The sequence below is a fragment of the Bremerella cremea genome (assembly GCF_039541315.1).
GTDB lineage: Bacteria > Planctomycetota > Planctomycetia > Pirellulales > Pirellulaceae > Bremerella > Bremerella cremea.
In genome coordinates, this window is the sequence record NZ_BAABFZ010000003.1 from 2,228,166 (window position 1) to 2,251,471 (window position 23,306).

General features: G+C 57.3%; 19 protein-coding genes. 9 read left to right on the plus strand and 10 right to left on the minus strand.

What is annotated here, in order from left to right:
- Positions 1-25: 25 nt before the first annotated feature.
- Positions 26-1,072 carry an EF-P beta-lysylation protein EpmB gene (gene epmB / locus ABD890_RS11230; protein WP_345088842.1) on the plus strand — a complete coding sequence of 349 codons (1,047 nt, stop codon included), beginning with the start codon at positions 26-28 and terminating at the stop codon, positions 1,070-1,072.
- Positions 1,073-1,161: 89 nt separating this feature from the next.
- Here the strand turns inward: epmB and ABD890_RS11235 are convergent, their stop codons facing one another.
- The 3 genes from ABD890_RS11235 to ABD890_RS11245 all read right to left on the minus strand — a co-directional run bounded on the left by ABD890_RS11235 (position 1,162) and on the right by ABD890_RS11245 (position 3,998).
- On the minus strand, positions 1,162-2,298 hold the full coding sequence (locus tag ABD890_RS11235) for a TlpA family protein disulfide reductase (RefSeq protein ID WP_345088845.1): 1,137 nt from the start codon (positions 2,296-2,298) through the stop codon (positions 1,162-1,164).
- A 111-nt stretch (positions 2,299-2,409) separates the two neighbouring features.
- Positions 2,410-3,546 carry a TlpA family protein disulfide reductase gene (locus tag ABD890_RS11240; protein WP_345088848.1) on the minus strand — a complete coding sequence of 379 codons (1,137 nt, stop codon included), beginning with the start codon at positions 3,544-3,546 and terminating at the stop codon, positions 2,410-2,412.
- Between the two features lie 239 nt (positions 3,547-3,785).
- Complete coding sequence (locus ABD890_RS11245) at positions 3,786-3,998, minus strand: hypothetical protein (RefSeq protein WP_345088851.1); 213 nt, start codon at positions 3,996-3,998, stop codon at positions 3,786-3,788.
- Positions 3,999-4,143: 145 nt separating this feature from the next.
- Here ABD890_RS11245 and ABD890_RS11250 point away from each other — a divergent pair, with 145 nt between their 5' ends.
- Complete coding sequence (locus tag ABD890_RS11250; RefSeq protein WP_345088854.1) at positions 4,144-5,496, plus strand: outer membrane protein assembly factor BamB family protein; 1,353 nt, start codon at positions 4,144-4,146, stop codon at positions 5,494-5,496.
- 19 nt (positions 5,497-5,515) lie between these two features.
- Here the strand turns inward: ABD890_RS11250 and ABD890_RS11255 are convergent, their stop codons facing one another.
- Positions 5,516-7,045, minus strand: a complete 1,530-nt coding sequence (locus tag ABD890_RS11255; RefSeq protein ID WP_345088857.1) for a hypothetical protein — start codon at positions 7,043-7,045, stop codon at positions 5,516-5,518.
- A 126-nt stretch (positions 7,046-7,171) separates the two neighbouring features.
- Here ABD890_RS11255 and ABD890_RS11260 point away from each other — a divergent pair, with 126 nt between their 5' ends.
- The gene (locus tag ABD890_RS11260) at positions 7,172-7,597 is read left to right on the plus strand and encodes a hypothetical protein (RefSeq protein ID WP_345088860.1); all 426 of its coding nucleotides are present in this window, start codon (positions 7,172-7,174) and stop codon (positions 7,595-7,597) included.
- 17 nt (positions 7,598-7,614) lie between these two features.
- Positions 7,615-8,640 carry an extracellular solute-binding protein gene (locus tag ABD890_RS11265; RefSeq protein ID WP_345088863.1) on the plus strand — a complete coding sequence of 342 codons (1,026 nt, stop codon included), beginning with the start codon at positions 7,615-7,617 and terminating at the stop codon, positions 8,638-8,640.
- Positions 8,641-8,674: 34 nt separating this feature from the next.
- Here ABD890_RS11265 and ABD890_RS11270 read toward each other — a convergent pair whose 3' ends face one another.
- Together ABD890_RS11270 and ABD890_RS11275 are read right to left on the minus strand one after the other, a co-directional pair.
- Positions 8,675-9,883, minus strand: a complete 1,209-nt coding sequence (locus tag ABD890_RS11270) for a DEAD/DEAH box helicase (protein ID WP_345088866.1) — start codon at positions 9,881-9,883, stop codon at positions 8,675-8,677.
- A gap of 428 nt (positions 9,884-10,311) precedes the next feature.
- Positions 10,312-10,569 carry a hypothetical protein gene (locus tag ABD890_RS11275; RefSeq protein ID WP_345088869.1) on the minus strand — a complete coding sequence of 86 codons (258 nt, stop codon included), beginning with the start codon at positions 10,567-10,569 and terminating at the stop codon, positions 10,312-10,314.
- Between the two features lie 569 nt (positions 10,570-11,138).
- Here ABD890_RS11275 and ABD890_RS11280 point away from each other — a divergent pair.
- Positions 11,139-12,746 carry a HEAT repeat domain-containing protein gene (locus ABD890_RS11280; RefSeq protein ID WP_345088872.1) on the plus strand — a complete coding sequence of 536 codons (1,608 nt, stop codon included), beginning with the start codon at positions 11,139-11,141 and terminating at the stop codon, positions 12,744-12,746.
- 83 nt (positions 12,747-12,829) lie between these two features.
- On the opposite strand, the gene ABD890_RS11285 is transcribed toward ABD890_RS11280, so the two are convergent.
- The gene (locus ABD890_RS11285) at positions 12,830-14,023 is read right to left on the minus strand and encodes an amino acid aminotransferase (protein ID WP_345088875.1); all 1,194 of its coding nucleotides are present in this window, start codon (positions 14,021-14,023) and stop codon (positions 12,830-12,832) included.
- Between the two features lie 351 nt (positions 14,024-14,374).
- On the opposite strand from ABD890_RS11285, the gene ABD890_RS11290 reads away from it, so the two are divergent.
- On the plus strand, positions 14,375-15,577 hold the full coding sequence (locus ABD890_RS11290) for an inositol-3-phosphate synthase (RefSeq protein WP_345088878.1): 1,203 nt from the start codon (positions 14,375-14,377) through the stop codon (positions 15,575-15,577).
- Here ABD890_RS11290 and ABD890_RS11295 read toward each other — a convergent pair.
- Together ABD890_RS11295 and ABD890_RS11300 are read right to left on the minus strand one after the other, a co-directional pair.
- Positions 15,574-16,713: a sodium:calcium antiporter gene (locus ABD890_RS11295; protein WP_345088881.1), complete on the minus strand. Its 1,140-nt coding sequence runs from the start codon at positions 16,711-16,713 to the stop codon at positions 15,574-15,576. The genes ABD890_RS11290 and ABD890_RS11295 overlap by 4 nt on opposite strands.
- A gap of 12 nt (positions 16,714-16,725) precedes the next feature.
- A complete protein-coding gene (locus ABD890_RS11300; protein WP_345088884.1) occupies positions 16,726-17,703 on the minus strand; it encodes an aldo/keto reductase in 978 nt (325 codons plus the stop codon).
- Positions 17,704-17,988: 285 nt separating this feature from the next.
- Here ABD890_RS11300 and ABD890_RS11305 point away from each other — a divergent pair, with 285 nt between their 5' ends.
- Complete coding sequence (locus tag ABD890_RS11305; RefSeq protein WP_345088887.1) at positions 17,989-19,104, plus strand: leucine-rich repeat domain-containing protein; 1,116 nt, start codon at positions 17,989-17,991, stop codon at positions 19,102-19,104.
- A gap of 33 nt (positions 19,105-19,137) precedes the next feature.
- Here the strand turns inward: ABD890_RS11305 and ABD890_RS11310 are convergent, their stop codons facing one another.
- Positions 19,138-20,313: a tetratricopeptide repeat protein gene (locus ABD890_RS11310; RefSeq protein WP_345088890.1), complete on the minus strand. Its 1,176-nt coding sequence runs from the start codon at positions 20,311-20,313 to the stop codon at positions 19,138-19,140.
- A 202-nt stretch (positions 20,314-20,515) separates the two neighbouring features.
- Here ABD890_RS11310 and ABD890_RS11315 point away from each other — a divergent pair, with 202 nt between their 5' ends.
- Both ABD890_RS11315 and corA read left to right on the plus strand, forming a co-directional pair.
- The gene (locus tag ABD890_RS11315; protein WP_345088893.1) at positions 20,516-21,973 is read left to right on the plus strand and encodes a sulfatase; all 1,458 of its coding nucleotides are present in this window, start codon (positions 20,516-20,518) and stop codon (positions 21,971-21,973) included.
- Complete coding sequence (gene corA / locus ABD890_RS11320) at positions 21,970-23,052, plus strand: magnesium/cobalt transporter CorA (protein WP_345088896.1); 1,083 nt, start codon at positions 21,970-21,972, stop codon at positions 23,050-23,052. Before ABD890_RS11315 ends, corA begins: the two co-directional genes overlap by 4 nt.
- Positions 23,053-23,306: the final 254 nt, after the last annotated feature.

Consider the following 23,306-nt stretch of genomic DNA (forward strand, 5'->3'; position numbering starts at 1 on the left):
CTAGGCTTTTCTGTAAAATGGAAAGATGAACATTGTAACTACCGATTCGCAATCTGCGAGTAGCAATTGTATCGCGAACCCCAACCAGTCGCCTAGCGAGGGTTGGAAAGGCTCGATGCGCACCGCATTTCGGCGACTCGACGACCTGGCGGCCTATCTGCAGCTACCAGAATCGGTCGGAAACGGAGTGCAAGCAGCCAGCGACCAGTTCCCGCTATTCGTCCCGCGCGAGTTCGCCGCCAAGATGACGCCCGGCGATGTGCTCGACCCGCTGTTGCTCCAGGTGCTTCCGCATCCACTGGAAACTGTTTCCACAGAAGGCTTTACGACAAACCCTGTTGGTGACGACGAGGCGACCCTTACTCCAGGTTTACTGCAGAAGTACCATGGCCGAGCCTTGATGGTGACGACCGGGGCGTGTGCGGTCCATTGCCGATATTGCTTTCGGCGGCACTTTCCGTACAGCGAAGGACCGAAGGGAATCGAGGCCTGGGGACCAGCCTTAGAGGCGATCGCGGCGGACCAATCGCTTCACGAAATCTTGTTATCGGGTGGCGACCCGCTCACTTTGACCGACGGAATTTTGCGGCAACTTGCCGAGCGGATCGCCTCGGCCAGCCACGTTCGACGGTTGCGGCTGCATACCCGGCTGCCGGTCATGATCCCCAGCCGGATCGACGACCAATTGCTGGCCTGGCTGACCGGAACTCGGCTGAAACCATTTTTGGTGATCCATACCAACCATCCGCGCGAGCTGGCCGAAGATGTCGCCGGAGCCCTGGCCCGTTTGACCGAGGCAGGCGTGCCGCTGCTCAACCAGACGGTCATGCTGCGCGGCGTGAACGACAACGCCGATACGCTGATCGAGCTCTCCGAGAAACTGCTCGACCTGGGCGTGATGCCGTATTACCTGCATCAACTCGATCGCGTGCAAGGCGCCGCTCACTTCGAGGTCCCCAAAGCCGAGGGACTTCAGATCGTGGAAACGATGCGAAGCCGGTTGCCTGGCTACGCGGTGCCACGCTTCGTCGAAGAAATCGCAGGCGATACCAGCAAACGGGTGATCGCCTAGCGATACGTTTTTCAACGAGTAAAAGAAACAGCACGACCAACCGGCGATGGCGGGTCGTGCTGCGACAAAACTTAGCCTCTCCAGATACCCTAATTGGCTGGCTGGGCGAGTAGCTCTTCGATCTTCTGATTCAGGATTTCGTAGTTGGCTTCGGTCGCGCCGACTTTCAACAACTGAATCTTGCCGGTTTGATCGATCAGCACCATGTGCGGAATGCCTGAGACCAGGTAGAAGTCGTACAGCTCGCGAGGCTCCGCCACCATCGCGGTCGGATAGACCAGGTTGTTCTCCTTGATCAAACGGGCCATCGCGTTCTGCTCGATGGCAGGCTCGACTTCCCCCTCACCTTTCTCCGGCCGCTCGGCATCTTCGGGCCAATGGAAATCGTAGTACGTCGTCACGCCGATCACCTGCAGGCCTTTGTCGCCATACTTCTGCTGCAGTTCGTTCAGATGCGGAAGGGCTTTGATGCAAGGATGGCACCAGATCGCCCAGAAGTCGAACAGCACCACCTTGCCCTTCATGCTAGCCAGGTCGATCGGTTCGCCATTGAGCCACGCATCGACTTCAAACGGAAGCATATCCTTGCCAACCATCGCATCGAACTTTCGCTGCCGCTCCAATCCTTGCAGCATGCCGTCGAAGCGGCGCGAGATCTGGTTGTAGACCTTAGAGACGTCTTCGTCCGATTTTTCTCCCGCTTGCTTGGCGAACTGGCTCTCGTCCTTCAGCCATTGTTCATTCTTTTCGACCTGCTCGCTTAAACCCTGCGGGAGGTTTCGCGACAGCAGGTACGTGAACTCCTGGGCAGTCTGTAGATCGTTCGGATTTTCCACGACCGCCTGACGAACCTGGTCCAACGTCTTCCCTTGGACTGCCAGCTTCAGATCCAGACTTTGAAAAATGCCATTCATCATGCGCACAGCCATCGTGGCCGTTGGGTCCGAACTGACGTCCAGATTATCGATCGTCTTGCGCACGGCATCGATCCGCTGCTTGGCCTCTTTCGGGGACGACTCGATAATCGCGTTGATCTTCTCCGAGTTCTTATTGCAGAACTCAAAAAAAGCTTCTGTATCTTTCGGATCGGCTTTAAAACGGTTCAGCGCATCGACGGCCAAAACAGGCGAATCGCTCGTTATCGCGGCTGGTTCGTCGGCACGCAGGGCCGGGGTGCTGCCCAACGCGAGCAGCAGAAATGCAATCAATATTCGTGTGGTCTTCATAGCCTGATAGCTTTGGTTTGAAATGGTTTAAGCAGAAAGAATCCACTTGCCACGAGTCCTCTCGAAGCGACTCGTGGCAGGATCCATCGACGGCAGAAAAGCTTGCGACCGTTATTCAGCAAGCAGCTTTTGAATGGTCTCGTCGAGCTTGGCGAGGCCTTCTTCGCCGATGCCAACCTCAACGAGGCGAATCTTACCGTCGCGACCGATCAGCACCAGTTCTGGAATGGCGGTCACCGAGTAGAAATCGTAGGCCTCTTCCGACTCAGCCAGGACGGCAGTCGGGTAATTCAATTCCTTGTCCGCGACCAGCTTCTTCAGCGTGACCTGTTCCAGCTCTGGCGTCATGTCTTCCGGCTTGATGCCTTGGCCGGAGAAGTCGATCTTGTAGTACGTGGTGACGCCTACGACCTGAAGGCCCTGGCTACCGTACTTCTCTTGCAGGTCGACCATGTGTGGGAAACCGGCGATGCAAGGACCACACCACAGCGCCCAGAAGTCGAGCAGGATCACCTTCCCCTTCATCTCTTCCGGGGTTGGTCCTTGTCCATTAATCCAAGCGTCCGGCACGATCGGATACATCTCTTTGCCAATCATGCCCAAGAAGGCACGTTCACGATCGACCGTCGCGATCATCTTTTCGATCCGGCTGTCGAGCGACTTGTAGGCACGCTCGGCCTTGGCATCTTGCGAACGCTGCTGCTGAGTCTGCGAGAACTGCTGGGCTGCTTTGGCGTACTGCTCCATCTTGTCGAGATCGTCGCCGAGTTCTTCATCGAAGACCATTCGTAGCTTCATCGTCAGCAGGCTGATCGCCTCGAAGTCGTCGGGGTTCTCGACCATACGGGCTTCGATATCTGCCTGCGAAGTTTCACGGGCTCCCAGTTCGATCTTCAATCGCCACAACTGATTGCCCAGGCTGTTCAAAACCATCTGGGTCGAAATGGTCGCTTTCGGATCAACCGTTTCCAGAACCTCTTTGATCGCCGCGATTCGCTCGCCTGCTCGGGCTGGGTTCGACTGCATATCCTGTTCGATCAGTTCCAGATTCTTCAGCCCAAAGTCGTGCAGCGTGTCGGGCTTGGTTGTGTCGGCCCGATAGGCCTCTAGAACGTCGAGCGCGACCAGTGGCGACTCGGCGGACTCGGTTGCAGCCGGCGGCATCCCATCTTCTGCCGCGCAGGCAACATGGAGAGAGCCCAGCGGCAGAAGCACTGCCGCGAGCAACGTGAGAGAGAGTTTCATCATCGATTCCTGTGTGGGTGGAGACCCGCGAAGCGCTGGGGTCGCCTAAGGGGAAAGTGACCAGCCAGCATGCTCAGCGGCGCGATCACAGCTACCTGGGGCGATATACGAAAAAACGCATGATGGGGATTCACTCATTATCAATCCCCAAGCCAGAAGGGCTAGCGACTCGCACCCAGAATCGACGATTTTTATACTTTTTCGCGCACTCTGACCCCCGCGACACGGGGAGGTTACTCGAGTTACTCTTCCATTCGCTTCAACGCTTCACTGATCACTGCATCCAGGTCCAACTGTCCATTTCCGATGCTATCCATGATGGAGTCAATTCGCATATCTACTTCGTACTCTTGTACTTGCGAGATGATCTGATGGATTTGGGTATCGTTGTATCCCTGTCCCTTGAGGAAGGTCGAGAGCTCTTCGTACTTATGGAAATTGTCCTGCGTCGTCATGGTTTCCCTCGTTCGTGGAAGCGCAGTCCGGCACGTTTGGGGGCGTGGGACTTGGATCAAAAATGCTCGATTTAACCCATCTGGCGTGGTAAGTTATGGCAACTTCCCTCCAACCAACTCCCCTAATCTTACCCTACAAATCGACATGATCGAGATTTCTGCACTGGCATTTCGAAACCGTGGTTTTGCCTGCCTGATTCTGCTTTTGGCACCGACGTTTCTGCTAGCGGACGAGCCGATTTGGAAGCCGGTCATTCAAGGGAATGCGAACGACTGGCCTGCCTGGCGAGGCCCCGAGGGAACCGGCGTCGCGCTGGCCAAGACTGCTCCGACCAAGTGGAGCGAACAAGAGAACATCGCGTGGGAAACTTCACTGGAAGGCTGGGGCGATTCAACGCCAGCGATCGTGGGCGAGCATGTCTTTGTGACGTTACAAAATGAATCGAACGAGCTTCGTGTGATTCGTTTGAATGCTGAGACCGGTAAGATCGATCGCAACATCCTCGTCGATCAGGCCGAGACGCCACGGACCGCTCCGAAGCGAAAGACCCAGAAATTCCATAACCTGCACAATCTCGCCAGCCCTTCTCCGGTGGTCAGCGGCAACTACGTGGTGGCTCACTTCGGGAATGGAACGTTGGCGACGTATACGCTCGACGGCGAAAAAGTCTGGCAGCATAACCTGCAGCAAGAGTTCGGCGAGTATTCGATCTGGTGGGGACATGCCAACAGCCCGGTCGTCTACGATGGGCTGGTGATCTCGGTCTGCATGCAGGACTCGCTCTCCGATCTTCAAGACGAGCCTGCCAAGAGCTACCTGGTTGCCCACGATCTGAAGACAGGCAAGCAGCGCTGGATGACAATGCGAATGACCGGTGCCCCGGCCGAAGAAGCGGACGCGTACACGACACCACTGCTTCTGGAAAAAGATGGCAAGACGCAGTTGGTCGTCATGGGTGGCAACACGCTCGACGCGTACGACCCTGCGACCGGCAAGCAGTTGTGGTTCTTACCAGGTCTGGTCGGAGGCCGCACAGTTACCGGTCCAGTAGTCGCCGACGGCAAAGTTTTCACGACGCGCGGTATGCGGAAGCCATTGCTCTCGGTCAAGCTGGATGGCAACCAGGGCGAACTCACGGAGGACGCCATTGAATGGGAAGTCGATAAGTCGACGCCAGACACGCCTTCCCCAGTCTATGCCAACGGCATGCTGTTCACGGTGACTGACGACGGCATCGCCCACTGCTACCGGGCGGAAGATGGCGAACTGCTGTGGCGTGAACGTCTCGGTGGCAACTTCAAGGCATCGCCGATCGTGGCTGCTGGCAATGTTTATTATTTGAACATCGACGGCAATTGCACCGTGGTCGCGGCGAAAGATTCCTTGGAACTGATCGCCGAGAACGAGTTGAAAGATACCACGATCGCGTCGCCAGCCGTTGCCGGCGGCAAACTCTTCCTGCGTGGCAAGGCAAAGCTGTACTGTATCGGCAAGTGATGGTCCGGCCAGGCTTCGCTTAAGGAGCCAACCGTTTGATCTGAACCTGAATCGTACCTTGATTGTCGGACAACTCGGCCGGGCTCTCGTTCACTTTCAGGAACAACACCGAAGGTGTACCAGGGTACAACGTTGTCCCCAGCCCGACCTCGTTGGTCTTCACCAAGGGGGTGATCGCTCCACCATTCCATGGTTCCGGTCGGAGCGAACCGACCAGTTGCCCCATGGGTCGACCTTGCCAGTAATGAATGGTGACGCCGTTGGGTTCGCTGATCCAAGGTGTTCCATCGTTGCGTATTTCGTACTGACCGATCGCTTGGACCTGGTACTGCTGGTTCGCTTCCAGCAAGATGCCGGTCGACTGCCAGCCTTGGTTCGCTTCTATCTCAACCACCGCCGAATCGCCCGTGAGGGGTTGTGGATCGCGGTACTGTATCTCGTTTCGCTTCCAGTCGTAGCCATACTCGGCGTTGGTGACAAAGACTTCCCACGACTCGGCCAACTTCGGCATCACGTCGCCAAGCTTATCCCACAATCGCTCGCTGAAACCGCCGGTCAGCTTCACCTCGGCGACCATGTCGCGGAACGCTTCCTTCGAGAGGGTGTGGTTATCGAAAAACGCACACGCCCCCCAACACCACGCATATGGTCGGTTCTGCAGGAAGCTATCTTGAGGCGTTGCCATGATGCGGCTGAGCGATAGTGCGTTGCCTGCTTTGACTTCGTCCTGGATCACTTTCAGACGACCCCACATCGGCGTTGCTTCTTTGGAAGCAGGCATCACGCGGGTCTCGAGTTGTCCGTTCTCCCAGCGATGGGTTCCGAAGTGCTCGGCCATCCCTTCCATGTACCAAGGTGGACCGGCGCCCCCCAACAAGATGTTCATGAAGGCGTGGGTGCCTTCGTGAATCAACAGATGGCGGCGATAGTAGTCACTCGGCTGATCCAGCAACCAGACGGCGTCACCGCGATAGTAACCATGCAGAAACTCCGGGAGCGAATCGGGAAAGATGCCTGCTCGACGGAACGGTTCCTTGCTCGACATCAGCACCGCTTTGATTTTCCAGTCGGAGTTGGCAGCCGGATCGACGCGGAAGTAGTCGCACCACTGCGGATAAGCGGCATCGAACACCGCGGGCAGTTCCTCGATCTCCGGCGACTCGGCCAGATCGGTATAGAGGATGACATGCTTCCCTTCCAGCGAGCGGATGCCGTTCGCTTCGAGCCGGGCCGGGTCGACCTCGAATTCGATCTGAGGTTCGATACGCCCCACCTTCAAGCGATTGCGAAGGGCATCGGTGCTCATGAATCCTTCGCCCAGCGCGTTCGATCCATCCGACTTGGGCTTCGACGGGTCGGCCCCCATCGATGCGGTTCGAATCGGCTTGGAAGGGGTTGGCTTCGTTTCCGCCGGAGGCTTCGGCTGCGAAGGAGCCGGAGCAGGCGCGGTAGGAGCCGGGCTTGTTTCTGGCGTCGGCTTCGGTTCAGAACCACCACAGCCAGGCAGAAAGAGCATGCACACCAAGATTCCGAGAACAATACGATCCATGGGCCGCCTTTGCCCCAACAGAAGACAAGTAGTCGATTTAGTGCTATTTTAGACCAAAATCGGTTTCGCGTCTTTGTTCATGTAAGTCGTTGTATGCAGGAAACTTCGCCCCCAACCAAGCTCGGCATGCCCAAGGCCCACGGCATGTGTGCGTTAATCTGCTTCTCTGGAGCGCTGATTACCTGCTTGAACTGGCCGACCCCGGCCCCTCAGCATGGATCGGTGTTCGTTCCAGCGATGTTGATTTGGGGCGTCGCTTCGCTGTTTCAGTTCCTGCTGGCGGCTGGGCATCTGCGGACATCTATTCTGGATCATCTGCATCTGTTCAATGCGGGTCGCCTCGAACGCCAGGGAGACCTTGGCTGGATTGTAGCGAACGTGGTTGTGTTGCTGGTGGTGGCAATGTTCTATGCCCGACAAGCTGATTCGATTCCGGTCCTGGCCGGGCAAATGCCGACGCTCGTTTCGTTGCTGGTGACCAACCTGATTTCGCTGGTGATCTGGAGTATTCGCTGGAGCGTGATGAGTCGCGTCCCGAAACCTTCACCCTAACCCCCTCCCCCCATGCCATGAATGCTCGTCTCTCGCTGTTGCTGGTCGCGTTGTTTACCGTAATCGCGACCACGTCTGGCTGCCGACCTGGGGCATCGCAGGAAGTGGTCGTCTACACGGCGCTCGATCAGGAGTTCTCGGAGGTGCACTTCGATACCTACGAGAAAGCGACCGGCGTCGACGTCGTTCCAAAGTTCGATACCGAGGCCAACAAAACGGTCGGACTGACCGAAGCACTATTGGCCGAGAAAGATCGTCCCCGTGCCGATCTGTTCTGGAACAACGAGATCTTGAACACGCTTCGCTTGGAGAAGGCTGGCCTGCTAGAGGCATATCAGCCCGAGCATCGCGATCAGTATCCAGCCGAGTTCCGCTCGAAGAACGATACCTGGTTCGGGCTGGCGGGTCGGGCTCGGATCTTGCTGGTAAATACCGAACTGCTGACCGAGGAGAATCGCCCCACCTCGATCTTCGATCTGACGAAGGAAGAGTGGAAAGGCCAAGGTGGCTATGCGAAGCCACTATTCGGTACGACTGCCACGCATGCCGCGGTGTTGTTCTCGGAACTTGGTGACGAGAAGGCCGAAGAGTTCTTCTCAGGTCTGGCCATGAATGCCCGCATGTACCCTGGCAACAAGCAAGTCGCCCAAGCCGTCGGCAGCGGTCAGATCGCATTCGGCCTGACTGACACCGACGATGCGATTGTCGAGATTGAATCGGGACGTCCGGTGGCGATTGTTTACCCTGATCAGCAGGAAGGAGAACTCGGCACGCTGTTCATCCCCAACACGCTGGCGATCATCAAAGATGGCCCGAACCCCGAGTCCGCGAAGAAGCTAGTCGATTACCTGTTGTCGGCCGAAGTCGAAACGGCGCTGGCCAACGGACCGAGTGCCCAGATTCCCCTGAATACGACCGTCGAGATTCCACTGAGGATTGAATCTCCTCAGACCATCCGCCCGATGTCGGTCGATTGGGATGCGGCGGTCGATCATTGGGAGCCTGCCGCCCAGTTCTTGCGCCAGTCGATTCTGACGCATTAGAAGTTCTGCTAGGCTTGGCTACCTGATGGGTAGCTTAGAGGGCCCGGCGATGACGACGGCGTGGCGTCTTCTTCGGTGGCCCATCTTCAGGCTCTTTGGCATCACCATCTGCCGGAGTGTCGCGGCTATGAACCGGGCTGGTTTCGACCGAAGTCTTCACGTATGGATCGAAGCCTTCCATTTCGTCGCGGATCAGCAGCTTGTCGATTCGCATTTCGATGCGGGTCAACTGGTTGCCTTCTTCCGGCGTCACGAAGGTGTAGGCGACCCCTTCTTTACCCATACGTCCAGTACGTCCCACGCGGTGGACGTAGTCGTCGGAGTATTCTGGCACGTCGTAGTTGATGATCAACGTCACGTCCGAGATATCGATACCGCGCCCCACCACGTCGGTGGCAATCAGGATGCGGTAGCGATTTGCCTTGAAGTCTGAAATCGTGCGGTTACGGGCACCCTGATGCAAGTCGCCATGGATACAGCGGACCAGCTTGGTCTTCTTCTGCAGTCGCTGGAACAACTTCTCGGTGCCCCGTTTGGTTCGGCAGAAGACAATCGCCTTGGTTGGCTGTTCGCGGCGTAGCAGTCGGATCAGCAGTTCCATCTTCTTCGGCCCGTCGACCGTGAAGTAATGCTGCTCGATCGTGTCGGCCGAGATATTGGTTGGCGAGAAGTCGACTTTCACCGGGTCTCGCATGTAGCGGTTCGCCAGGCGCTCGATGGGCGGCGGAACGGTCGCGCTGAGGAGCATTGTCTGACGGTCGTCTGGGCAGCGACGCAGAATCTTCTCGATGTCTGGTCGGAAACCGATATCGAGCATCCGGTCAGCTTCGTCCAGCACCACCACCGAGAGATGATCGAGTGCCAGCGAATTGCGTGTCATATGATCGATCACGCGGCCAGGCGTACCAACCACGATCTGTGGGTGGCGTTTCAGCTTGTCCATCTGCCCGCGGATCGGCTTACCGCCATAGATCGCAACACACTGAACCCCCATCCCCTTGGAAAGCTTGGTGAGCTCGTCGCGGACCTGAACGGCCAACTCTCGGGTTGGCACCAGAATCAAGGCGTGCGGACCTTTTCCCTCGGGCAGGGTCTCGATGATTGGAATACCAAAGGCGGCCGTTTTCCCGGTACCGGTTCGGGCCTGGCCAAGAACGTCTTTGCCTTCCAATGCGATCGGAATCACGCCCGATTGAATAGGCGAGGGAACCTCGTAACGCGCTTCAGCCAGAGCGGCGAGCATATTCTTCGAGAGATTGAGGTCGGAAAATCGCTGTGTAGGGGAATCTTCGGGGGTCGACAAGGTACTAAGCCGTTTCTGAAATATCAGCCAAGAGGGGCGTATCCGTCGCTGCTTGTACTGGCCAACAGGGATCCGATGTTGGTCTTATGTCGCGGGTACGCGTCTTTTTCTCTGCCGGACGCCCCGACAGAGGTAGGTGTTTCACAAATCTACAAGCTCTAACAATAATGCAGAAACAACGATAGGACAATCGAGCGAGGGGCTTAAACGTTGCGGAAGAGCGCAAACAAATAGGCCGAACCTCTGGCTCGTTCTTTATGAACGGGACAAAGGTCCGGCCTTTCTCGTCGTTATCATCGAGGCCGCCCCGGGGGGACTCGGTCGAAGAAAGTACCAAATGGCCGAACTGGTTGGTTCGGCCGTTCGCCTTAGGTGGCTGGAGTTGCCGGAGCAGCAGCGGCCTTCTTGGTGGTCTTCTTCTTTGCGGTCTTCTTGGCAGCCTTCTTTGGCGAAGCCTTCTTCGCAGCAGCCTTCTTCACCGTCTTCTTAGCGGCCTTCTTTGGCGAGGCCTTCTTTGCGGCAGCCTTCTTGACCGTCTTCTTAGCAGCAGCCTTCTTTGGCGAAGCCTTTTTGGCTGGTGCTTTCTTGGCGGTCTTCTTCGGTGCAGCTTTCTTCTTGGTTGCCATCGTTCCGTGGGCTCCTCAAGAGTTCGATGCCCGGGTTCGTTTAAGAGAGTTCTTTTGGGGCATCACAAAAGGACTCTCGAATCTGCTTAGGCAGTTATGCCGATCCCGCAACCGAAGTCGCGGGAGTGAACATCCATTTCAATCCGTCCGAATGCATGGCAGATTCGATTGGGAGGAAGCGACCCAGGGTCGATTCACCCCTTCTTCGACTCGGCATCCTCGGGGGAATTTCAAGCCGACGTTTTTCGTTGGAAGGCTTGTTGACTTGGCTCTGAAAATCATTGAGCGAATCAACACAGCGAACGAAAAACTTCATCTCGCAAATTGAATCAACTTTGCCTTTCTTTCGTCAAGGTGAATTATCGAACCTCGAATCGAATTTGTTCAGAAAAACTTCAGCGACTGACGCACACTTCGTTGAAAAAACTTCCGCGCGCTTCCAACGATGCTTCGCCAAAGGATCTCGCGCACCTCTGCGGCGATGGTGGTCGCGATAAAGGTCGTCGCCCTTTAGACTGTAGATGGACCTGATTGTTTTCCCTCGTTCACCTAGTGCGAAAGTGATACCCATGTCGGATCGATTAAATGCCGTTCTCAGTGGTTGGCTCGAAGGAGACCAGGCGCTAGAAGCATGGATCCAACGTGCCGAGGCGCTGCAATGGATTCTGAACGCTGAAGCACTGGAAATCTCGGGGATTCTGCGTTTCTTGGAGGCGGTTCCTCCCGAGATTTCCGACACCCAAAGGCGCTTCCTCGATCGCGTTTTGAACCTGCTGGCCATTCGTCTGAGGAAGTTCGACGAGCTCGACGAAGCCGACCTCGAACGCATCGTTTCGGCGCATCAGAAATGGGGCGCGACGCATCGCATGGGGCACCTGCTGTTGGCGCTTCTGGCGTCACTCGGAAGCGAACCAGCACTCAAGCACTTCGCCGAGTTGGTCGTTGAACAACCACCTGCCAATTCGAATGCAGCCACCATCGCTTTTGTTCCGCTTTTGCGTCAGGACGACATCGCGACCGAGACACTTTTCCCAAAACTGTTGGAAGCGCTGTCGCATCTCTCGGTCGCTGCGCTCGTGCTCGACCTCGCCAACCAGATGGTGCGTCGTGGTGACGTTGAACGTCATCCGGCTGCCGATCGCGTTGATGCTTTGGGCGATCTGTTCGCCGGTCTGGTAGCGCGGCTCGGGAAGTTTGAAAACGAGCCGCCAACCGAGGCCAAAGACTTTGTCGCCGCCAAGGTCGCCGTCACCGAAGCGACCTCGATCGCGCTGGCGATCTGCGATGCGTTCACCTTGATCGGCGACCAGAAGGCCGTCGGTAAACTGAAGTCCGCACTAGACTTAAAGCATCGCAAACTGCGTTCGGAAGCCGCCATTTCGCTGGCCAAACTGGGCAACGAAGAGGGGAAAGAGCTGCTCGTCGAGCTGGCTGCCGAGCCCGTTTGTCGACCACGCGTACTGGCAACCGCCGAAGAGTTGGATCTGCTTCCGAAGATCGCCGCTGAGTATCAAACCGAGCAAGCCAAGGTCGAAGGGGAGCTCGCTGCGTGGCTCTCGCTGGATACTCAGTTCGGGATGCCGCCGCACGAGATTCATCAAATCGACACACGGACGCTTGGTTGGCCTGGCTTCGAAGATCCCATCGAATGTCATCTCGTGCAGTATGCCTTTCACATGCCTGGCGGAACGTTCCAGAGCGTGGGGATCGTTGGGCCGGCGACGCAGAGCTTTGCCGTCGACCTGGCACCTTTGGGCCTGGCCGATGTCTACGCGGCCTTCGCTGGCTGGCAGGCCGAGCATCCCGAAGTGTTCGAGCTGGAGCCAGAACAGTGGCAACCAAACCAGCTTGAACTGGTCAACAACCTTCGCCAACGGATCGAAGGTGAAGGATACGAGTCGCCTCAACCGGCAATGCTGGGCTTCTTCTTCGGCGATATTCGCCTGATCGCGGCCACCAAGCGCGAAGGTCAGCCCGGAACGGCAGTCGCGGATCTCCGCAACACAACGTTCTATCCAGCTGGAGAGAGCCGGCACCCGATCGGCCCACGCGAGGCGTACTACGTCCATGTCGGTCGCGAATACATGCAGGCCTTCAACAAAGACCGCCCAGAGTGGGTTTCGTTGAACGAGAGTCTGTCCGAAGAAGAGGGCCAATCGCCGCCAGAAGCTTCTTAAGATGGCTCTGGCGGCCGCCCAATCAGGGTGGCAATCGCGGGGGACCTTCTCGGTCGAGTCGATTGCCACCTGAAAGCCGCAATTTAGGCGATCACCCGTTTGATGCCTTCGCACAAACGGTCGACGTTGGCTTCGCTGATCCCGGCAACGTTGATACGACCCGAGCCAACGATGTAGATGCTCATGTCGTTGCGAAGCTGATCGACCTGCATCTGATTCAGCCCTGAAAAGCTGAACATGCCCTTCTGGTTCTGAATGAACGAGAAGTCTTGATCGATGCCGCAGGCCGAGATCTTGTCGACAAACAGCTTGCGGATACCGTTGATGCGATTACGCATGTGTGCCAGTTCTTCTTCCCACATGGTGTTGAGCGATCCATCGGTGAGCACCGTTTCGACAACCGCGGCACCGTGCGTCGGTGGATTCGAGTAGTTCGAGCGAATCACCTTCTTCATCTGGCTCAGTACGGCGGCAGCTTCTTCTTCGGTACCAGCGATGGCGGTCAAAGCACCGACGCGTTCATTGTAGAGACCGAAGTTCTTGCTGAAGCTGCTACAGATGAGCATTTCCTGACCAGGACGTGCCAGTTCGCGAAGCCCGCCGGCATCTTCTGCCAGGCCATCGCCGAAGCCTTGGTAGGCGAAGTCGAGCAGCGGGAGCAGTTCGTTCTCTTGAATCAGGTCACCGATCGCCTTCCACTGTTCTGGAGTCGGATCGATACCGGTTGGGTTGTGGCAACAACCATGCAACAGAACGATGTCCCCCTTCGAGGCACCCTTCAACGCATCCATCATGGCGTCGAAAGCCAAGCCGTTGGTCGCTTTGTCGAAGTAAGGGTAGGTCTTCAGCGGCACACCTGCGGCCGTGAAGATGTTGGGATGGTTTGGCCAGGTCGGCTGGCTGAGCCACAGCGCGCGGCCAGGGAAGCTATCGGCGAGGAAGTCGCCGGCCACACGCAATGCTCCGGTCCCCCCTGGTGACTGCACAGTGACGGCTCGGTTCGAGGTCAGAACCTCGTGATCGGCGCCGAAGAGCAGTTCACGGACTGCCTTCGTGTAGCCAGGACGGCCATCGATGGGCAGGTAGCTTTTCGTGTTTTCGTTTTCCAGCAGTCGCTTTTCCGCTTCCTTAACACACTTCAGGACCGGCGTGACTCCCTTCTCGTCTTTGTAGACACCGACGCTCAGATTGATCTTTTCCGGGTTCGGGTCGTTACGGAAGGCTTCGTTGAGCCCCAGGATCGAGTCCGGGGGAGCCGTTTGGACTTGCTGGAACATACACTTCCCAATGGGTAAGAGAGATTCGGGGTGAAAAACGTGTTCATTTTACGAGATGCAATTCCGGTCTAATAGTTCGCCTGGGCTGTAGATACGCCCCAAGTTCAGAAAAATGGCCAGGATTCTTGCCTCCCCTGCCACTTAGACGGGGTGAATTCGGCGCCCAAACCAATCATAATGGTGAGCTTCACCCTTCCTTGCGAAGCCTGCCTGGTACGTTTCCTCACCTTAACGTGGAACAAATCGCCCCCGATTCGGGATCGTCGCGTTGTCGACGCGATGCATCTCAGGCTGTGGTATGGCACCGCCAGGAACTGATTTTTCGTATTTCGATTGGAAAGAACCTCGCAGATGGCAAGCTCGCGAACCGGGATCTGGCTGATTGGCGCCAAAGGCGGAGTCGCCACCACCTCGATTGTTGGTCTCCTCGCGCTGAAGAAAGGTCTGACCGAAAGCGTCGGCCTGGTTAGCGAATTGGCTCAATTCTCTCATTTGGATCTCGCCAAATGGGACGATATCGTTATCGGCGGTCACGAGATCCGCGATACCAGCCTGCTGGATGAAGCCTATAAGATGGTCTTCGAGAGCCGGGCTATCGATGGCCGCATGGTCGAAAAGCTGAAAGACGACCTCGTCGCGCTCGATGCCAACATCCAGGAAGGCACCCTGATCAATGTCGGCAACATGATCGCCAGCCTGGCCGATCCTAAGCTCCGCGAAGTCCAAGAGACCCCACGCGAAGCGGTCGATCGCTTGAAGGGGCACATGGCCGACTTCGCCAAGGCGAACAAACTGGACAACGTGGTCGTGGTGAATGTCTCGTCAACTGAACCTTCGGTCGATGGCGACCAGTTCCCAGCGACCTGGAAAGAACTGGAACCACAACTGGCCGACGCCAAGTGCCCGCTGCCTGCCAGCTCGCTCTATGGCATCGCCACGCTGGAACTCGGTTACGTCTTCATCAACTTCACGCCATCGCTCGGCACTGCCCTGCTGGCATTGGACGATCTGTCGAAGATCAACAACACCTGCCACATGGGTCACGATGGCAAGACGGGCGAGACGCTCCTGAAGAGCACGCTCGCCCCCATGTTCGCCCAGCGGAACCTGAAGGTGATGAGCTGGGTCGGGCACAACATCTTCGGCAACATGGACGCAAAAGTGCTGGACGATCCGGAGAACAAGAAGACCAAAGCGGTCAGTAAAGATCGCTTGCTCAGCAAAATCTTCGGTTACACGCCACAGACCCTGGTCACGATCGAAAACATCGAGAGCATGGGCGACTGGAAGACGGCGTGGGATCACATCCACTTCCAAGGCTTCCTCGGTACGCCGATGGTCATGCAGTTCATCTGGCAAGGTTGCGATTCGCTGCTGGCCGCACCACTGGTAATCGACCTGGCTCGCTTCGGTGACCTGGCTCGTCGTACCGGGGCCACCGGACTGCAGCCACAACTGTCGTGCTTCTTCAAGTCGCCTCTGGGGACGGAAGAGAACGATTTCGGCCGTCAGTTCCTGATGCTCGAAAACTGGACCGAATCGCTCAAAGGCTAACCCTGCCTGAGGGCCGAGACCTTCGCGAGGTTCTCACTCCACGAGACCTCGCTGGCGGAAGGTTCTTCTTTGAGCTGTGGCTCTCCTTCCGACCTGGTGAGCTGATAGATCCCCCAGATCGAAAGCAAGCTCAGCAGCACAATCAGCAGAGCATCTGGCTCGATCAGCGAGTACCGTTTCTGGGCCCGGTACAAGATCCCCATCGTCGCCACGCAGGTCAGCAAGATCACCGCGACGCCGGTCATGGCATGTACTGGATTGGCATCGGCCAGCAGCGACCCGTGCGAATACAACGCGTCGACCGGCAACAGGATGGCAATGTTGAAGGTGTTGCTGCCGAGGATATTTCCGATCGCCATGTCGGCCGCACCGATCCGAACCGCGACGATCGTCGTCACCAATTCCGGTAGGCTGGTGGTCAGGGCCAACAAGGTACTCCCGACGAACGTTCCGCCCAGCCCGGTGATGTCGGCGATTCGATCCGCCACCGGTGCCAGGTAGCCCGCCGCAATGAAGATGACCACCGTCGTCGCCAGATACAAGCCAATCGCAAAGCTCAGCGACATCGACTTCTCTTCAGCAACTTCTTCCGGGACCTCTTCAACCGTCTCGATCTTTTGGGCCATTTGCTGATCGAGATAAATCAGCCGTACCGAGAACAAGTAGAACACGGCACACAAGATCGGCCCCAACCCCAGGTGCCCGACGTGCAGCGGAATTCCGACGGCATCCCGTTCGAGTAAGAGAAACAGCACCACGATGGTGATCATCGCGATACTGACCATTGCCGACAACGCATGCGCCGCCGACATCGACGTGAACATGCGTGCCTTGGAATGAAACAGTAGATCGACAATCCCCAGAATCAACAGATTGAACAGCGAACTTCCCAGCACGTTGCCCAGCGTCATATCGACACCATGAGCACTATCAGGCAGACGCACCGCATTCACATTGATAGCGAACTCCGGCAAGCTGGTCGCCGCGGCCAACAGCACCAGCCCGGCCAGCGAAGCCCCCATGCCAGACTTCTCGCCGATCACATCGGCTGCCTTCGCCATGAAATTGCCGGCGAAGACAATCACGATGGCGAGTCCCAGAAAGATCAAACTTAATACGCCGAGTTCGCTGCCCATCAGACCTGCTTGTTATTCGTAGATTGGGAAAAACGTGTTGAAGGCAGCTTCGCAGAAGTCGCCTGGATCGTTGAAGCGTCGGTTCTGATTCAAGTCCGACAACTGCTGCATCTGATCGCCACTCAACTCGAAGTCGAAGATCGCGGCGTTATCTTCCAGATGCGCCGGGGAACTGGCCTTCGGAATCACGATCGTTCCCCGCTGAACGGCCCAGCGAAGAAGAACCTGGGCCGGCGATCGTCCTGTTTGCTGAGCGATCTGCTGGACCAAGGCATGCTTCATCAAAGACTCGCTCGGCTGAGCCATGCCCAGGCTGTAATAGGACTCAGCCCCGAATGACGAGAACGCGGTCACCGCGATCTCTTCCGTCGCGCAGTACCGCAGCAACTTCTCTTGCGTCAGCAGTGGATGAAGTTCCACTTGCAAGACGCTCGGTCGAATCCGGGCATACGACAGCAAGTCGCGAATCAACGAGACCCCAAAGTTGCAGACCCCAATGTTCTTGACCAGGTGCGACTCCATCAACTGTTCCATCGCTTGCCAGGTCTCACGAATCGGAACCGGGTGCGGCACCAGCTTCGGCTGAGCGGCATTCGGATCGTAGAACCACTCTGGCGGGTAACGATCTTCAAACGGAACGAACTTCAGGGAGATCGGAAAATGGATCAGGTACAAGTCGACATAATCGAGTCCCAGATCGCTGAGGGTCTTCTCGCACGCCGGGCGAACATGTTCCGCCGCATGGTAAGTGTTCCACAGCTTCGACGTGATCCACAACTGCTCGCGCGTCGCGATCCCTTCGTCCATGACGCGCCGCAGGCCTTCCCCGACTTCTTTCTCGTTGCCGTAGTCGCAAGCACAATCGAAGTGGCGGTAGCCAGCCTTAGCCGCAGCCACAATCACGTCGGCACAATTTGCCTTGTCGATCTTCCAGGTCCCGAGCCCCAACTGGGGCATCTTCGTCGCGTTGTTGAGTGTGATGGTGTTCATGGGGCTTCCAATACAAGCGAGGGTGTGATCGGGGGCATCGGTCACTATAACACATTCAGAATTGCCCATTCGAATGCCCCGGAAGGCGGAACCTTCCGCGTAACAGATCTTCATGCGACTAAGTCTTTGCTTCGATTCTGCCTCTCGACTTGCATGTCGGCGCTTTGCGGGCCAGAATCGTAGTATCTCGCCCAAATTGCCAAAACCAACGAAGGCCTTTCCTCTGGTGGTTTGGCTCCTTCCTTTACGCCCATCACGACCGTCTTCCATCGACGAGGTAGCTTGATGTTCGCCCGAATCGTTCTTACCGCTTTGCTCGCACTGACCAGTGTTGGCCTGTTCGCTCAGCCAGCCCTCGCGATTCCCTATTTCTGGGAAGTCTTCGCCGAGAAGTACGTGCCAGCCGATCCGAAGGAAGAACCTGCCAAGCAGTTTGCTTCGGCCGCGTCGTCGTCCAAGTGCAACGTCTGCCATGTCGACGGAGAAAGCAAGAAGGTGCGTAACGCTTATGGCACCGCGCTCGACGAACTGGTCGACAAAGCCAACTTCGGCAAAGACCGTCTCGAGAACGACAAAGAGAAAGCCAAGGAAGAACTGATCGCCGCTTTCGAGAAGATCGGCCCCATGAAGGTCGACGCCGGCAACGACAAGTCGCCATCCTTCGCCGAGAACATCCAGGCCGGCAAGCTTCCTTCCCAAATCGCCATGGCCGGGCCGATGACGGAACCAATGACCGAGCCAGCCCCAGCCGAAACCCCAGCGGCTGGAATCGCCCTCGATCAGGCCGCCATCGACAAACTGAAGGCCGAGATCAAAGCGGAAGTGAAAGCGGAACTCACCACCGAACTGCGCAAAGGCCTGGCCGATGCGATCAAGGTGCAGTTGCAGGTCATCGAAATTGTGAAAGCCAATCCACTGGCACCGGTCGACGATGCCGCCGAAGAAGAAGCGATCAAGCAGATTGTGGCTCGTGGCGGCCGTGTGAATGTGCTCTCGCAGGACTCAGACGAGAAAGTCGTTTCGTTCCATCTGAGCGACAAGCCAATCGACGATCAGGCTCTGGCCTTGGTCCGTCAGCTTCGTAACGTTGTCGAGATCAACGCTCGCGGAACTGCCGTGACCGACGAAGGGGTCAAGCAACTGGTCGGCCTGCCAAACCTGCAGCGTTTGAACCTGGCCAAGACCAACGTCACCGATGGCGCGCTAATTTACCTGGTGCCGCATACGAAGCTTGAGTACCTGAACTTGTACGGCACGAAGGTTACCGACCAGGGGATCGATGTGCTGGCCAACCTGGTGAACCTGAAGAATCTGTACCTGTGGCAAACGGGTGCCACGCCCGAAGGCGCGGAAGAACTCGAATCGCAGTTGACCGGGCTGGAAGTGAACCTGGGGAGCTAATCCCCTTCCCTGCCCTTAGAAATCAGCGCCCGATTATTCGGCTTCCGGGTGCAAACGAGCGTACGCCTCGTCCGCCCAGGGCGAGTCAGGGTTCAATTCCAAGCACTTCTCCCAGTGGCTGGCCGCTTCGCGTTCGCGCCCCAATTCGTCGAGGGTGCGAGCGAGATGATAATGGGCGTCGCAGTAGTCGTCGTACACTTCAATTGCCTGGCGGAGGGCCGAGACCGCTTCGACCAGGCGTCCCGTTTCTGCCAACACGCAGCCAAGGTTCGCCCGAGCCTCGATCATGTCTGGCTCGAGCTCGATCGCCGTATGATAACGCTCGATCGCTCCGTCGAGATGCCCGGCACGATAAAGCAGTTCGGCCAGACGGAACGAACGGTCGGCACTTGGGCCACCAATCGACAAGGCAGAACGCATGCAGCGAATCGCCTCGTCCAGTTGTTCGTCGTCTTCGTAATCGGCCGCCCGCGATTCCCATTGGTTGGCGGTCTCGGGCAGGTCGTCGCTGGGGTCGACAATCGAGAACGTATCGGTGAAGTCGTCTTCGCGATCGAAATCGAATCGCATCTGTCCGCCTGGCTCGACCAGACCTTCCCCCTGCCGCAGTAAAATGTCGCGTCCTTCGACCATTACCGAAAGTTGCACCAGCGGTCGCTGCACGTCAGGCAGGTATTCCGAGATAGCCGACAACTGCCGTTCGATCCGATCAGGCGACAAACCCGAGGCCAACATGGCGGCCAACTGCTTGGCGGTCGAGACTTCACGATAGTCGAAGTAAGGGAGGCTGCGAACTTGCCGGGCCGGCACGATCAAACCGCGGCGATGCCAACGGCGAATGATCTGCTGCGGGACGCCCAACAGGTCCGATAGCATCGCGGGCGTGTACAGGCGATGTAGCTTCTGGTGAGGTTCGATCAGCCCGAGCCACTGCCACAAGGTGGTCTCGCTGATGAATTGCAGATCGCCGGAAGCCGCTTTCTCTTGAAGATCGGGCGAGATCGCCTGGTCGCCGATGCCAGTCAGGTCGTCTTCACCAAAGACAACCACATCGACCCGGTCGTCAAGCTTTTCGGAGGGATGGGCACCTGCTTCGCGTAGCGCGGTGAAGACCTCGCGGCGCGTCATTCCGGCCAGCTTGCCAACAATGGCAACTCGCTTGCCCGACAGGTCGCCGGTTTCATTTCGATTGGCCGAATCCGTTGCCACGTCCTACCATCCCACGCATCAGGCCGTCGACCTGGCCCCCGTCGCGGGAAACCAGCGTCGCTCAAACCCCTTCATGTATTGCGTTTAGCCTACTGGAATGAGGCCCTGCGGACTAGGCCCGAGGGGGGCCGCAACCTTGTTTCGAGGCCGAAGATGGGTTAGTTATGAAGCACTAGATCTCTCTTTCCCCTGCGAGCTCGAAATGCATCGAATCCCTGGCCACATCCTGCTTCTAGTACTGGCACTAGCGACGCCAGCATCGGCAGCCAACAACTACAACGTGCTGCTGATCGCCGTGGATGACTTGCGGCCCGAGCTTGGCTGCCTCGGTCGAACCCCGACGGTGACCCCTTCGTTGGATCAGCTGGCAGAGCGAGCGGTCGTGTTTCGGAACCATTTCGTCCAAGTTCCGACCTGCGGAGCTTCGCGTTACGCCCTGCTAACCGGACGCAGCCCCGGGCATTCCAAGGCACTGGGGAACGAGGCCCTCTACAGTGGCAAGACGGCGCTTTCCGCAGAGAAGCTCCACGGAGCGCAGTCGTTGCCAGAAATGTTTCGCCGGAGTGGCTATCACACCACCTTGATTGGCAAGGTCTCGCATACGGCCGATGGTAAGGTATACGCCTACAACGGCAAGGGAGATGGTCGCGACGAAGTACCGCATGCGTGGGACGATCTGGCGACACCTTATGGTCCCTGGAAACGAGGCTGGGGAGTCTTCTTCGCCTACGCGAACGGCAAGCATCGCGAAGATGGCCAAGGGCATCACGATCTGATGCAGTTCACGGTGGAAGAGGACTCGGACCTTCCCGATGGCATGTTGGCCGACACGGCGATCGAAAAGCTGAAAGCGTATCAACAGAACGGTAAACGATTCTTCATGGGGCTGGGACTGATCAAGCCCCACTTGCCCTTCGTTGCCCCGAAGCAAGACTGGGAAGCGGTCGATGCGATGAAGATCGAACCCGCCCCCAACGCTGCCCGACCAGAAACCAAGTATTGGCAGAACTCCGGCGAGTTCTACAAGTACAACGCTCCTTTCCCGAAGTCGCGTCCGCTGGCGAAAGAAGATCAAGTCACCGCACGCAAAGCGTACCTGGCATGTGTCCGGTACACCGACCGACAAATTGGAAAAGTGCTGAAAGCCCTCGACGAAACCGGCCTGGCCGACTCGACGATTGTGATCGTGTGGGGCGATCATGGCTGGCATCTCGGCGAGAGCGCCGTCTGGGGCAAGCACACCTCGCACGAACGTGCCTTAAACAGCCCGCTGCTGATTCGGGTACCGGGGGTGACCGATCAGGGGGAAATCACGGAAAGCCTGGCCGAGACGCTCGATATCTACCCCACTCTGGTCGATCTGTGCGAACCTTCTTTCCAGCAGACGGTGCATCCACTCGATGGGACCAGCCTCGGGCCGATTCTTCGTCAGCCGAAAGCAGCGGTCCGCGATATTGCGATCAGCTACTGGAACGGTAACCAGGTCAGTGTCAGAAATGCCGACTATCGGCTGATCTTCCGCCGCAAGGGAGATAGCCCCAGCGATTTGGAACTGTACGATATGCATCAGTCGCCGGACCCACTGAAGAACCTGGCGGATGAGAAGCCAGAAGTTGTCTCGACGCTGCTATCTGCAGTGCAGGATGCGTTGCACCCATGAAATTGCCGATTGACCTCCACTTTCTCCGTCGTCCTTTCGAACGGCGAACTCCCCCGGGCTCGGCCCCTGGTACGGCGGCCCAACCTGATGAGGAAGTGCACAGCCATATCCACCTGATCGCGTTCGGCCCCAACGATTTCGAAGAAGCCGAGGTCCGCGATGCCGACGATGTCCGGGCATACCTCGGCAACTACGACATCACGTGGATTCATGTGCATGGCCTGGGCGACACCTCGCGGCTGAGGCAGTTGACTTCGATGTTCGATCTGCATCCGCTGGTTTATGAAGATATTTTGCATCCGCATCAGCGAGCGAAAGCGGAAGAGTACGAAGACTATGCCTTCCTTGTGGTCCGCATGGTGGAAGTCGATCCGCGTCTCGATACACGGCAGCTCAGTATGGTGGTTGGCGACAACTACATCTTAAGCGTGGAAGAAGCAGGTCCCCACGATCGACTCGAGCCGGTCCGGACACGTTTGCGGAAGTCGATCGGCAAGATTCGTCAGATGGGGCCTGACTATCTTTCGTATGCCTTGATGGACTCGGTCATCGACCACTATTTCCCGGTGGTCGAATCTTTCGGCGATCGGCTCGATGAAATCGATGATCCGCTGGCGGCCGGTTACACGACCAACCTCATTCCCGAGATTCAGCGGATTAGCAGCGACCTGCTCACCATCCGAAGGAACCTGCTTCCTCATCGTGAAGCGATCCGCAACCTGATGGCCTTGAGCTTCACCCGGTATACCGACAACACGTGCGTCTTCTTGCGAGACGCCGACGACCATATCTCGCAGCTTCTCGACGCGGTCGATACCTATCGGCAAATATGCTCGGACATGCGTGACTTCCACTTCGCCATGACCAGCCAGCGTGCCAACGAGGTGATGAAGACCCTGACCATCATTGCCACCGTGTTCATTCCGCTGAGCTTCATCGCCGGGGTGTATGGGATGAATTTCTCCGATATGCCGGGGCTCAATTCGCAATATGGTTACGAGGCCTGTCTCGGGCTGATGGTCTGTGTGGCCGGGGTGCTGATGGGCTGGTTCTATAGTCGCGGCTGGTTTCGTGGGTGAACCATTGCAACCGTCGTCGGAGAATAACAGAGACAAACCGTCAGAAAGCGGGGGAAGGTGAGACTTTTCCCGTCGATTCTGGCCAATTTTGGCGGTTCCCTTACGAAAGACTTTCGGCCGAAAAACGTCCCTCACCTCTGTTGAGGGGGATGAAAAGCGATTAATCTGGGACGAGTCCTCGTCTTTCAGCAAACCGGTGCGGTAAACTGAAAAGAACTCGTCTGACGGCAACAGCAACGCAAGCCGCCCCTGCA